Source organism: Planococcus soli, from assembly GCF_016881065.1.
GTDB lineage: Bacteria > Bacillota > Bacilli > Bacillales_A > Planococcaceae > Planococcus > Planococcus soli.
The window spans coordinates 623,316-636,238 of record NZ_WXYN01000051.1; the positions used below are offsets into that span (position 1 = coordinate 623,316).

At 44.7% G+C, this 12,923-nt stretch carries 16 protein-coding genes; all 16 read left to right on the forward strand.

The features are described 5' to 3' along the window. Positions 1-23 precede the first annotated feature (23 nt). The 16 genes from prsW to ndk all read left to right on the forward strand — a co-directional run bounded on the left by prsW (position 24) and on the right by ndk (position 12,869). On the forward strand, positions 24-713 hold the full coding sequence (gene prsW / locus GJB59_RS17825) for a glutamic-type intramembrane protease PrsW (protein ID WP_142826469.1): 690 nt from the start codon (positions 24-26) through the stop codon (positions 711-713). A gap of 148 nt (positions 714-861) precedes the next feature. Continuing rightward, a complete protein-coding gene (cmk, locus tag GJB59_RS17830) occupies positions 862-1,536 on the forward strand; it encodes a (d)CMP kinase (RefSeq protein ID WP_185959984.1) in 675 nt (224 codons plus the stop codon). A 1-nt stretch (position 1,537) separates the two neighbouring features. Then, a complete protein-coding gene (locus tag GJB59_RS17835) occupies positions 1,538-2,128 on the forward strand; it encodes a lysophospholipid acyltransferase family protein (protein WP_142826467.1) in 591 nt (196 codons plus the stop codon). Between the two features lie 68 nt (positions 2,129-2,196). Continuing rightward, complete coding sequence (gene rpsA, locus GJB59_RS17840; RefSeq protein ID WP_142826466.1) at positions 2,197-3,342, forward strand: 30S ribosomal protein S1; 1,146 nt, start codon at positions 2,197-2,199, stop codon at positions 3,340-3,342. Positions 3,343-3,365: 23 nt separating this feature from the next. After that, positions 3,366-4,400: a type 2 isopentenyl-diphosphate Delta-isomerase gene (gene fni, locus GJB59_RS17845; RefSeq protein ID WP_280525805.1), complete on the forward strand. Its 1,035-nt coding sequence runs from the start codon at positions 3,366-3,368 to the stop codon at positions 4,398-4,400. Between the two features lie 93 nt (positions 4,401-4,493). Continuing rightward, a complete protein-coding gene (gene der / locus GJB59_RS17850) occupies positions 4,494-5,804 on the forward strand; it encodes a ribosome biogenesis GTPase Der (protein ID WP_142826464.1) in 1,311 nt (436 codons plus the stop codon). A 22-nt stretch (positions 5,805-5,826) separates the two neighbouring features. Then, on the forward strand, positions 5,827-6,846 hold the full coding sequence (locus GJB59_RS17855; RefSeq protein ID WP_142826463.1) for an NAD(P)H-dependent glycerol-3-phosphate dehydrogenase: 1,020 nt from the start codon (positions 5,827-5,829) through the stop codon (positions 6,844-6,846). An 87-nt stretch (positions 6,847-6,933) separates the two neighbouring features. Next, on the forward strand, positions 6,934-7,137 hold the full coding sequence (locus GJB59_RS17860) for a DUF2768 domain-containing protein (protein ID WP_142826462.1): 204 nt from the start codon (positions 6,934-6,936) through the stop codon (positions 7,135-7,137). 10 nt (positions 7,138-7,147) lie between these two features. Continuing rightward, complete coding sequence (locus tag GJB59_RS17865) at positions 7,148-7,858, forward strand: YphF family lipoprotein (protein ID WP_142826461.1); 711 nt, start codon at positions 7,148-7,150, stop codon at positions 7,856-7,858. A 173-nt stretch (positions 7,859-8,031) separates the two neighbouring features. After that, complete coding sequence (gene hbs, locus GJB59_RS17870; protein ID WP_006829858.1) at positions 8,032-8,304, forward strand: non-specific DNA-binding protein Hbs; 273 nt, start codon at positions 8,032-8,034, stop codon at positions 8,302-8,304. Between the two features lie 650 nt (positions 8,305-8,954). Continuing rightward, the gene (gene folE / locus GJB59_RS17875; protein ID WP_142826460.1) at positions 8,955-9,539 is read left to right on the forward strand and encodes a GTP cyclohydrolase I FolE; all 585 of its coding nucleotides are present in this window, start codon (positions 8,955-8,957) and stop codon (positions 9,537-9,539) included. 21 nt (positions 9,540-9,560) lie between these two features. After that, positions 9,561-9,782: a trp RNA-binding attenuation protein MtrB gene (mtrB, locus tag GJB59_RS17880; protein ID WP_142826459.1), complete on the forward strand. Its 222-nt coding sequence runs from the start codon at positions 9,561-9,563 to the stop codon at positions 9,780-9,782. Positions 9,783-9,859: 77 nt separating this feature from the next. Then, positions 9,860-10,636: a heptaprenyl diphosphate synthase component 1 gene (locus GJB59_RS17885; RefSeq protein ID WP_142826458.1), complete on the forward strand. Its 777-nt coding sequence runs from the start codon at positions 9,860-9,862 to the stop codon at positions 10,634-10,636. Between the two features lie 5 nt (positions 10,637-10,641). Beyond that, entirely contained in the window at positions 10,642-11,340 is a 699-nt protein-coding gene (locus tag GJB59_RS17890; RefSeq protein WP_142826457.1) for a demethylmenaquinone methyltransferase, read from the forward strand. A 22-nt stretch (positions 11,341-11,362) separates the two neighbouring features. Further along, positions 11,363-12,337 (forward strand): heptaprenyl diphosphate synthase component II, encoded by a 975-nt coding sequence (gene hepT, locus GJB59_RS17895; protein ID WP_142826456.1) that lies wholly within the window; start codon positions 11,363-11,365, stop codon positions 12,335-12,337. An 85-nt stretch (positions 12,338-12,422) separates the two neighbouring features. Continuing rightward, a complete protein-coding gene (gene ndk, locus GJB59_RS17900) occupies positions 12,423-12,869 on the forward strand; it encodes a nucleoside-diphosphate kinase (RefSeq protein ID WP_008431013.1) in 447 nt (148 codons plus the stop codon). Positions 12,870-12,923 lie beyond the last annotated feature (54 nt).

Below are 12,923 nucleotides of genomic sequence, written 5' to 3' on the forward strand. Positions count from 1 at the left end.
AACTCAAACAAAGGGGTAGGCATATGATTATTCTATTAACTGTAGCAATAGCCCCGAGTTTAGCGCTTTTTAGTTATTTGTATTTGCGCGACCAATTTGCCAACGAACCATCCAGACTGTTGTTCCAAAGTTTTTTGTATGGAGCCGCTTTGACCTTCCCGATTCTTTTTGTTCAATATGTGTTCGATGCAGAAGGCGTCTTTACCAATAGCTTTGCACAGAATATCCTGTTTTCCAGTATAGTGGAAGAGTTTTTCAAATGGCTGGTGCTGTTGATTGCGGTCTATCGCCATGTTGACTTTGAGGATCCGTACGATGGCATCCTTTATGGCGCCAGTGTATCCCTCGGATTTGCGACAGTCGAGAATATTTTGTATTTGTTGGAATTCGGTCTGCAGACTGCTTTCATCCGTGCTTTTTTGCCGGTATCAAGCCACGCTTTGTTTGGTGTGGTGATGGGCTATTATTTCGGGAAAGCGAAGTTCAGCGGGGGCAGGAAACGCTGGCGTTGGATCGGTTGGGCTTTTGCGAGCTCAGTGGTTCTTCACCTTGCATACAACACCAGTCTGTATGTATACGATAATATTATCTATGGAGCCATTCCGTTTATGCTGTTTCTTTGGTGGTTTGGCCTCCGGAAAGTAAAGCAGGCACATCAACTTTCCCTGTCGCATTACCATGATCACAATTCATCAGCACAATCAGGCGAATAATATGAATATCTCAAAAAAAGTCTTGTACATGAAGACTTTTTTTTGAATTAAAAAAGCTTTTGGATTTTCGGACAGTGTCCATTCTTCGAGGGCGCTTGTGCTTTTCTTATGTTAAAATATGATGAATACATATGATGAGGTGACTATTTTGACGAAACCGATACAAATAGCGATCGATGGGCCGGCAGCTGCGGGCAAAAGCACAATTGCCAAAATTGTGGCGGAAAAACTGGGCTATGTTTACATCGACACCGGCGCTATGTACCGAGCGATTACATTAAAAGCTTTAACCGAAGGAATAAATATGGCCAGCAATGAAGAGGCGGGCCAATTATTAGCAAAAACAGAAATTGACCTGCAGCCATCCGAAAACGGCCAATTGGTCTTCCTTGATAAAAAAGATGTAACAGAAGCGATCCGTTCCCAGCATGTTACAAAAGCCGTATCAGAGATGGCGGCTCATGAACAGGTCCGGCTCCGTATGGTAGAGCTGCAGCAGCAATTGGCAGAAGGGCGCGGTGTGGTCATGGATGGGCGGGACATCGGAACAGATGTACTTCCGGATGCCGCGCTGAAAGTCTTCATGTCAGCATCTGTCGAAGAGCGGGCAAGAAGAAGGTTCGAAGAAAACAAAAAAAGAGATATTCTAACTCCGCTCGAGGAACTTCAGGCTGAAATAGCCAAACGGGATAAAATGGACAGCGAGCGCATCGTTTCCCCCTTGCGCCAAGCGGAAGACGCAATTTACCTGGATACCACTGAACTGACTATTGATCAGGCTGCGCAGAGTATACTAAAACTGGCTGAAGAGAGGTTGCTGTAAAGTGAATTTATATGCATTTGGCAAAGGACTTGTGAAAACAGTATTAAGCCCTTTATACCGCTTTGAAATAATCGGGGCTGAAAATTTTCCGAAAGAGGGCGGCATTTTACTTTGCTCTAACCACATACATGCACTTGATCCCCCGGTAGTGGGAATGACAGCTCCAAGAACTGTCCACTTCATGGCGAAAGAAGAGTTATTCAATGCGCCGATCCTTGGGCCGATCCTGCCAAAAGTAAATGCTTTTCCCGTTAAGAGGGGAATGAGTGACCGTGAAGCTCTTCGTACCGCACTTAAAATATTGAAAAATGGAGATGTTGTAGGGCTGTTCCCAGAAGGTACACGCTCAACAGACGGTGTATTGAAAAAAGGGCTCAGCGGAGCAGGATTTTTTGCATTGCGCGGCAATGCGGATGTGATGCCTTGTGCCATAATCGGGCCCTATAAGGCATTTCGGAAAGTTAAAGTGGTTTACGGTGAACCGATTCGAATGGCCCCGTTCCGTGAACGAAAAGCTTCCGTTGATGAAGTAACCGAAGCCATTATGTCCAGCATCCAGAAAATTCTTGATGACTACACCGTCAATAAGTGATAATTTTTGTTTTTATTAGAGAATTCGCATAAAATAGAAGATGGATAGTTTGTGAAGGAGGGCTACTTATGTCAGAGGAAACGAACATGATGGAAAACCGTGACTTCCAAACAGGAGATCGCGTAAAAGGGATAGTTGCCAAAATAGAAGAAAAAGCTGTAACTGTAACAATTGAAGGGGCACCTTTTGACGGCATTATACCCATTAGTGAGTTATCGAGCCTGCATATCGAAAAGGCATCAGATTCTGTAGAGGTCGGAGACGAACTAGATCTGATCATTACAAAAGTGGAAGATGAGAATTTTGTTTTATCCAAACGAAAAGTTGATGCCGAGCAGGCATGGGACGAGTTGGAGAAAAAATTCGAATCGGGCGAGATTATAGAAGCTGAAGTAAAGGACGTCGTAAAAGGCGGCCTGGTAGTCGATCTGGGTGTACGCGGATTTGTACCGGCCTCTTTGGTGGAAGATTATTTTGTTGAGTCTTTTGAAGATTACAAAGGAAAAGTACTGACTTTCAAGATTGTCGAAATGGAAAAAGAAAACAATCGCCTGATTCTTTCTCACCGTGCTGTTATTGAAAAAGAAAAAGAATCTCAAAAAGTCCAGGTGATGGAAAAAATCCATGCTGGAGATGAAATGAAAGGCAAAGTGCAGCGCATCGCATCTTTCGGAGCTTTTGTCGATATTGGCGGTGTGGATGGTTTGGTTCATATATCGCAGCTGTCGCACGAACATGTGGAAAAAGTTTCTGACGTCGTAACGGAAGGCCAGGAAGTGACGGTCAAAGTACTTTCTGTAGACCGTGACTCTGAAAGAATTTCGCTGTCCATTAAAGACACGCTTCCAGGGCCATGGGATTCTATCGATGAAAAAGCGCCAAAAGGTTCGGTTCATACTGGAACGGTCAAGCGCCTCGTCAGCTATGGTGCGTTTGTGGAAGTCTTGCCGGGTGTTGAAGGGCTTGTCCATATCTCCCAGATTGCACACAAGCACATTGGTACGCCGAACGAGGTTTTGACGGAAGGCGAAGAAGTTCAAGTTAAAGTGCTTGAAGTCAATAAAACTGATAAGCGTCTTTCTCTGAGCATCAAGGAACTTCAGGAAAAAGAAGGCGACCAGGATTTCTCGAAGTATGACATGCCTGAAGAGTCGACTGGATTTTCAATCAGTGATGTGATCGGTGATAAACTAAAAGGGTTTAAATCCGAATAATTATGTCGAGAGCTGAACGCAAAATGGATCATATACAATTTGCTTTATCGACAGGACAGAGCAAGAAGAACATGTTCGATGATATTCGGTTCGTCCATCAGGCTTTGCCGGATTCCGCGGTTTCTGATATCAGCATAAAACCAGAAACAGGTGATTTGAACTTGAAATCACCTGTTTTTATTAATGCGATGACGGGCGGCGGCGGCAGGGACACCGAACAATTGAATGGCTTGCTGGCCCGGGTTGCCAAAGAGACGGGGGCAGCCATGGCTGTTGGCTCGCAAATGGCAGCTTTAAAAGACCGCAGCGAGCGGCAATCTTATGCAGTCGTCCGCAAAGAGAATCCGGATGGCATCTTGCTCGCCAATCTCGGCAGCGAGGCAACGGTCCGTCAGGCACAGGAAGCTGTCGAGATGATCGAGGCCAATGCACTGCAAATCCACCTGAATGTTGTCCAGGAATTGACAATGCCTGAAGGTGACCGTGATTTCCGTGGGGCACTAGAACGAATAAGTGCGATTGCAGAACAGCTGAATGTCCCTGTTATCATAAAAGAGACCGGCTTTGGCGTATCGCGTGAAACGGCAGAGAAACTAAAGCATACCGGGATTTCTGCAATCGATGTCAGCGGCTTTGGCGGAACGAATTTTGCCTTGATTGAAAATGAGCGCCGGAGACGGAAGCTGGCGTATTTTGAAGACTGGGGCATTCCGACCGCAGCGGCGATTGTGGAAGTCAAGAGTGTTTTCGGCAAAACCGTGCTTGCTTCAGGGGGAGTCCAGGATGCTCAGGACATGATCAAAGCATTTTTACTGGGAGCTGATGCAGTGGGCCTTGCCGGATCGTTCTTGAAAACAGCGATGCAGGATGGCGAAACACAGCTGATCAGTGATGTGAATGGACTTTATGAGGATCTGGCTATGATGATGACGGCATTGGGAGCCAAAAATCTGGCGGATATCCAGAAATGTCCAGCAGTCATCACTGGAGAATTGGCGCAATACCTCGACGCAAGAGGCTTCAGTCCGGCATCTTATGCAAACCCTGAGAAAAACTGAATATTGCACATTTTAGGGGGATGGACATTTAGCAGATGCCATCGCCTTTTTCGTGTATAATAGGCATATCAGAAGTGGAAGGATGAATTTTATATGTCAAAACCGGTAGTAGCAATAGTTGGCCGGCCGAACGTTGGTAAGTCCACGATATTCAATCGCGTGGTAGGAGAACGGGTTTCCATAGTGGAAGATATTCCAGGAGTGACGCGTGACCGTATTTACAGCTCGGCAGATTGGCTGACACATGAATTTAACATTATAGACACAGGGGGCATCGATCTTCGTGACGAGCCATTCCTTGAACAGATCCGCCAACAGGCAGAAATTGCCATGGACGAAGCGGATGTCATCATATTCCTCGTTAACGGACGCGATGGTGTCACAACGCAGGACGAACAGGTAGCCAAGATTTTATACCGCACGAAAAAACCGGTCATTTTGGCCGTCAATAAAATCGACAATCCCGATATGCGCCACATGATTTATGATTTCTATACATTGGGAATGGGTGAACCTTATCCGCTGTCAGGATCCCACGGACTGGGATTGGGCGATTTATTGGACGAGGTGGCTAAAAACTTCCCGAAAGACGATGATGAGGAGTATCCGGATGATGTTATTAAATTCTCATTGATCGGCCGTCCGAATGTCGGCAAATCCTCCCTTGTAAACTCATTCCTGGGTGAAGAACGTGTCATTGTCAGCGAAGTAGCAGGAACCACGCGCGACGCTATCGATACCCAGTACGAATATAACGAACAGCCATATGTCATTATCGACACGGCCGGAATGCGCAAAAAAGGGAAAGTCTATGAAACGACTGAAAAATACAGTGTTTTGCGTGCATTGCGTGCCATCGAACGTTCGGATGTTGTTTTGGTAGTCTTGAATGCAGAAGAAGGCATTCAAGAACAGGACAAAAAAATTGCGGGCTATGCACATGAAGCTGGAAAAGCAATTATTATTATTGTCAATAAATGGGATGCCGTTGAAAAAGATGAAAAAACGATGAACGTCATGACACGAAAAATCCGTGAGCATTTCTTGTTCTTGGATTATGCACCGATCATGTTTGTTTCCGCAATCAGCGGAAAACGCGTACACAGCATATTGGAAATTGTCAATAAAGTGAATGATAACCATTCACGACGCATTCAATCGAGTATCCTCAATGAAGTTATTGAAGATGCGGTCGCCATGAATCCGGCACCATCGGATAAAGGCCGCCGTTTGCGTCTTTATTATGCTACGCAAGTGGCAATCAAGCCTCCGACATTTGTTGTTTTTGTCAATGAACCGGATCTGATGCACTTTAGCTATGAACGTTTCTTGCAAAACCGGATTCGCGAAAGTTTTGATTTCGAAGGAACTCCTCTTCGTTTGATCACAAGAGCGCGTACTTAAGGTAAAAAGGTGGTTTTAGCTTATGGAAAAAGTTTCTGTTTTTGGAGCAGGAAGCTGGGGAACGGCATTGAGCTATGTACTTGCTCAAAATGGCCACGATCTGCTGCTTTGGACACATCGTCAGGAGCAGGCTGAGGAAATCAACCAGCATACAAACAAACGCTATTTAAAAGATACGCAGTTGCCGGAGAGCCTGAAAGCGACAAGCGATTTGGCTCTTGCTGTTAACCATGGTGACATTTTGGTGATGGCCGTTCCGACAAAAGCTATCCGGGAAGTCTGTCAGGACATCAAGAAAGTCTTGGATCGAAAAGTTTTGTTTGTCCACGTTTCGAAAGGCATTGAACCGGACTCTTTAAAACGGATCAGTGAAATGATCCGCGAAGAAATACCGGCACAATGGATTGAAGACGTTGTTGTATTGTCCGGGCCAAGCCATGCAGAAGAAGTGGTGCAGGAGCATCCGACGACCGTTACAGCTGCCTGTGAGAATACTGCAGCAGCCAATCGGATCCAGGATCTGTTCATGAATCATTATTTCCGGGTTTATACAAACACCGATGTGATTGGCGTTGAAATTGGCGGTGCTTTGAAAAACATTATTGCCTTGGCTGTCGGAATAACAGACGGCTTAGGGTTTGGCGATAATGCAAAAGCTGCCATCATGACGCGCGGGCTGGCAGAGATTGCACGGCTCGGCGTAAAAATGGGTGCAACGCCTTTGACTTTCTCCGGACTGACCGGGGTGGGTGATTTAATTGTGACGTGCACCAGTGTCCATTCACGCAATTGGCGCGCAGGAAACATGCTCGGCAAAGGCAAATCCCTGGACGAAGTGCTGCAAGAAATGGGCATGGTTGTCGAAGGGATACGGACCACGAAAGCAGCTTATCAATTGTCGGAGGCATATGATGTACCTATGCCGATAACGGCTGCACTTTATTCGGTTCTCTTTGACGATGTGTCGACCGACGAAGCGGTCGGAAAGCTGATGGGCCGCATGAAAAAGAACGAAATGGAAGATTTGATCAACTTGCTTTAATTGTCACAAAAGAAGAGGATGCCACAAGCTGCCTCTTCTTTTTTTATGCTATACTATTGACTGAAACACTACGAAAGGCGGGCAATTATGAGTGCTTTGGATAAAATGTGGGTATCATTTGCTGGAATTGCTTTTTTGATGATTTCAATGGGCTTTATCTACTTGAGCAGATACAAACTGAAGAATGGCATCCTTAAATTTCTTTTCGCGCTAGTTGCATACATCTTGCTGATTCTTGGATTCTTTATCATGATATTCACAGTATTCAGCGGCCCTACCGGCGGCGCATGAGGTGAGGAAAATGAAAAAAACAATATTATTTGTACTGCTCCTGTTTATAGTGGGATTTCTCGCTTCGTGCGGATACCCGCAAAGCGAGAGAGCAGAAAACCAAATTCCGTATGAAGACCAACTAATTACTGTTCAAAATGCAGTGAATCAGTACAGAGGGGCATCAGGCGGTTTGCTGCCAATAAAGACACGGGATATGGATATTGACCAATACATTAAGTATCCAGTCGATTTTTCGTTGATTGTTCCTGATTACACTGCTGAAGTGCCTACAAATGCATTTGAAACCGGAGGCATTTTTCAGTATGTCTTAATGGACGTTGAAGAAAATCCGACTGTGAAACTGGTGGATCTGCAAGCTGCAGAAGTGATTAGATCGGTCAATGTCAGAAAAAGTGCAAACGGTGGACAGGCGCCAATCGCTGAAATACTGGCGGACAATGTCTACAAATTTAACCATGAAGCAATGGGTTTTTCTGAAGAGCCAACTGTTGTCAGTCCATACACCGGCAGAAATCTGCCTTTAGTAATTACCGGCAGCGGTGAAGTTTATATTGATTATGCGATGGACATATTTTCAGCTCTCCAAGAGTATGAAGGAGAGCTGGAAGCCGGGCAGGATATCCGCTTTATTCTTTATGAAGACCATCCTGTCGTGCCAGCTTACTCATTGCCTTATACTATAAATGAAGAAAATGAACCGGTATTTTTAGTAGAGTAAAAAACGTTGATTTACCGCGTTTTTAATAGAAATGCCATCTTTTTAGAAAATTTTGTTAGTATTTGGTGGTTTTATTGAAAAAGCAGGCTGTTTGTTGTTGCTATGCGATTTTCGATGTGATACTCTTTTTACAGGATTGATGATTGCATCCCCTTTGAGAGGAGGTGAATAGCATGAACAAAACAGAATTAGTGAACTCTGTTGCTGAAGCAGCTGAACTTTCTCGTAAAGACGCTGCCAAAGCAGTTGACGCTGCATTTGAGACAATTCAAGATGCTCTAACTAAAGGTGAAAAAGTACAGTTGATCGGTTTCGGTAACTTTGAAGTACGCGAACGCGCGGCCCGCAAAGGACGTAACCCACAAACTGGTGCTGAAATTGAGATCGCTGCAAGCAAAGTTCCTGCATTTAAGCCAGGTAAAGCGCTTAAAGACGCAGTGAAGTAAGCTTTAGCCTCTGTACATAGGATGACTTTTGCGAGACACAATCTTGCAAAAGTCATCCTTTTTTTGAGCCAACAATTTTGCGAAACACCTGTGCGTATGCTACGATTCATGTGAGAAAAGCGGAAGTGGCCGTTCTGCTCCGACAGGCATAAGACGTTCTGGCGAAGCGGCATGTTTTCAGCCGCATAGCCAGAGTGGCTTATGACCCGAGGAGCAGGCCGCTGAAGCTAGACAGTTAGAAAAGCGGAGGGAGCCGTATAGACCCGACAGGCATAAGGCAGACCAGCAGAGTGGCGTTCTTTGCCATACAGCTGGGTTGCCTTGTGACCCCGAGGGTCTGGCTCCCGAAGCTAGCCAATCACAAAAGCGTAATCGGCCGTTCTGCTCCGACAGGCATAGGACGTTCTGGCGAAGCGGGATGTTTTCAGCCGCATAGCCAGAGTGGCTTATGACCCGAGGAGCAGGCCGCTGAAGCTAGACAGTGAGAAAAGCGGAAGCGGCCGTTCTGCTTGTACAGATATAATATGGATCACCGAAGTGGCGTGACTTAAAATTCACAAGCACTATATAAAAACTTGAATTCACAATACTGCCGGCAGCCATCCTGCTGCCAAAAAATAACCGATTCGTCTTCAACTGGAGGAAGCAGAATGATAGATGTAAAAGCACAAAAAGTAGACCTTGATAAAATTGAACAAGCTGTCTCGATGATTTTAGAGGCTGTTGGGGAAGACGTAAACCGAGAAGGATTAAAGGATACGCCTAAAAGGGTAGCTAAGATGTATGCGGAAGTATTTTCCGGATTGAAGGAAGATCCCAAAGAATATTTCAAAACGGTTTTTCATGAAGGCCATGAAGAATTGGTGCTCGTCAAAGATATCCCTTTCTACTCGATGTGTGAACATCACCTCGTTCCGTTTTTCGGCAAGGCGCATATCGCTTACATTCCTCGTGATGGCATTGTGACGGGATTGAGCAAGTTAGCGCGCGCTGTGGAGACGGTCGCAAAACGTCCACAGCTTCAGGAACGCATTACCTCGACAATTGCAGATTCTTTAATGGAAACTTTAAACCCGCATGGTGTGTACGTCATGATTGAAGCAGAGCATATGTGCATGACCATGAGAGGGATAAAAAAACCTGGTTCTAAAACGGTGACAGCGGTTTCTAGAGGAGTTTTTGAAACAGATGACATTAAACGTTCTGAAGTCATCACATACATCAATATGGACTAATACGGAAAAGCAGGTGGGAAAATGGCTCAGACAGAATATATAGTTATTCGCGCGCAGGAAGATGGCGTGAACGTAATTGGTTTAACTCGCGGCAACGATACAAAATTTCACCATACTGAAAAATTGGATAAAGGCGAAGTGATGATTGCTCAGTTTACAGAGCACACTTCAGCTATGAAAATCCGCGGAAAAGCGGAAATTCATTCTGCCCACGGTATCGTTGAAAGCGACGCTAAAAAATAAACGATATTGGATGAAGGCAAGGCTTTGCCTGTGATATACTATTGTAGTATGGCTAAATCATGAATGGAGCAAGCAGTATGAAGGGACATCAAATACAATCGAAAATTATTTCCATGGAAGTCGAGGTTTTAGATGCTGTGAGACAGCGTACCCTCGATCAATTTACTGAAGGACCATCCGTCAAAGAATCTCGTTTGTTTTTTTTGCTGTTGCCTTTTTTTGACGGGAAGAATTGGTCGCCTGAAATTGAGTCTTCTGCAAAAACGGTTTCCATCGTCTACGCTGCTTTGCATGCCCATGATCAAGTAAGAGAAGATGTTCCCATTATCAAAGAGCAGCAGTTGACTGTGTTGGCTGGCGATCTATATAGCGGTATCTATTATCAGATGCTGGTCAATTCAAAAAATATAGCCATGGTTCAGCGACTGGCCACAGCAATTATTCAAGTAAGTGAAAAGAAAACTTCTTTTTTCGAAACAGCAATCCGCCCTATTGAAGAAACAGAAGAAGCCATTACGGTTATTGAAACTGAACTTTTAATATCATTTTATAGATTTTACAATTTTTCTGAATATGCACCACTCGCAAAACAGACGCTTCTTTACTTGCGCTACGCTGATGAACTGAAGCATTTGCAGTCAAAAAACTACACGCATTTTCTTCGGGAACTTAATTCGAATCTTGTTCACGAAATCTACACAGAACATTGGCTGATGGAAAAACTTGATAGCCTGCACAGACAGATTCTAGTATCCATAGGTGATTGTTCACTGGATCATGAACTGGCACAATTTTTGCTCCATCAAATAACCCCGCACCAGCATAGAGCTGAGCAGCTGACCCGAGAAGGATGACTGATATGCCTAAAACGAAAGAACAAAAAGTCCACGAAGTATTTGAAAAGATTTCTGAAAACTATGATCAGATGAATTCGGTCATCAGTTTCCAGCAGCACAACAAATGGCGTGAAGATACCATGCACAAGATGCAGGTGCCAAAAGGTGCCGCCGCTATTGATGTTTGTTGCGGGACTGCTGATTGGACCATTGCACTTGGCAAAGCGGTTGGTGAAACCGGTCAGGTTGTCGGACTGGATTTCAGCCAGAACATGCTGAATGTCGGACATGATAAAACCAAGGACATGCCTCAGATCAAGCTGGTACAAGGCAATGCCATGTCACTGCCATACCCTGACAATTCTTTTGATTTTGCGACAATCGGTTTTGGATTGCGCAATGTTCCGGATTATCGCCAAGCCCTTTCCGAAATGCACCGGGTGTTAAAGCCGGGTGGCATGATTGCGTGTCTCGAAACGTCACAGCCGGAAAATATTGTTTTTAAACCATTTTTCAGACTGTATTTCCGGTTCATCATGCCGGTTTTCGGTAAACTATTCGCTAAAAGCTATAAAGAGTATTCATGGCTTCAGGAATCGGCAAAATCTTTTCCCGGCATGAAGCAACTGGCGAAAATGTTCACGGAAGTCGGATTTGAGAAAGTGAAATACAAGCCTTATACTGGAGGCGCCGCAGCCCTCCATTTGGGAATAAAAAAGTAAACTAGCGGGAGAAGGATTTTAAGTGGAAAAGATGAAGTTGAAATTGCTCTATTCCGACCTTAGACCGGAACTGGAAATGATCGAGAAGGAATTGGAACAGGCAGTGGATTCCGAATCTCTCCTTTTAAATGATGCTTCTCTTCATTTATTGCAGGCCGGAGGGAAAAGAATCCGACCTGTTTTTGTTTTGCTTGCTGGAAAGTTTGGAGATTACAATATCGATGTCATGAAACGTGTAGCTGTGCCGCTTGAGCTGATTCATATGGCTTCATTGGTCCATGACGATGTTATTGACGATTCGGAAATCCGGAGAGGCCAGCCAACTGTCAAAGCTCAGTGGAACAACAGTGTGGCAATGTACACTGGCGACTTTATCTTGGCGCGAGCGCTGGAGCAGATTACTGAAATTGAATCGCCGCGTGTTCATGAGATCCTGTCAAAAACCTTGATTGAAGTTTGCCGGGGCGAAATTATTCAAATAAAAGACAAGTACAAGCTGGATCAAAACTTGCGGGATTATTTCCGGCGCATCAAAAGGAAGACGGCCTTGCTGATATCCTCGAGCTGTGAATTGGGCGCACTCGTATCTGGCACTGATGAGAAAACTGCTGCACATTTGCGCCGCTTCGGATATTTTATCGGCATGTCATTTCAGATTATAGACGACATTCTCGATTTTACTTCTACGGACGAAGAACTTGGAAAACCGGCAGGCAGCGATTTTATTCAGGGAAACATCACATTGCCAATTTTATGCGCACGAAAGGATCCTGAAATCTACACAATGCTGAAAGCAAATTTGAATCGGGATTTATCCAATGAAGAGCGGTTAACGGTCGTTCGGACTATTCGAAACAGTTCGGCCATCGAAGAGGCGAAAGCGATGAGCGAACGGTACTTGGAAAAAGCATTGCGGGAACTTTCCTTTCTGCCAAAAGGACAAGCAGTGAAAACGATGCGTAAAATCGCCTTTTTTATCGGCAAGCGTAATTTTTAAGTTGGCAGTTGACAAATGGTTCGACAATGATAGTATTTTTTAAGGTGGGCAAAAAGCCCGAGCTTTTAATAGAGGAGTGTTTACATTGGAAAAAACATTTTTAATGGTTAAACCAGATGGCGTTCAACGCAACGTAATCGGAGAAATCGTCGCACGTTTTGAGAAAAAAGGATATCATTTAGCAGGTGCTAAATTGATGCAAATTCCTACTGAATTGGCTGAAGAGCACTACGGCGAGCACAAAGAGCGTCCGTTCTTCGGTGAATTGGTTGAATTCATCACATCTGGCCCTGTATTCGCAATGGTTTGGGAAGGCGAAAACGTTATTTTGACTGCACGTCAAATGATGGGCGCAACAAATCCTAAAGATGCAGCTCCAGGAACTATCCGCGGCGACTTCGCAGTTACTGTCGGCAAAAACATGATTCACGGATCGGATTCTGCTGAAAGCGCAGAACGCGAAATCGGCTTGTTCTTCAAAGAAGAAGAATTGGTATCATACGAAAAAACAATGAACAGCTGGGTTAACTAATCCACACTGTTGGAAAAACCGTCCCATACATGGGGCGGTTTTTTTGTTGGAAGC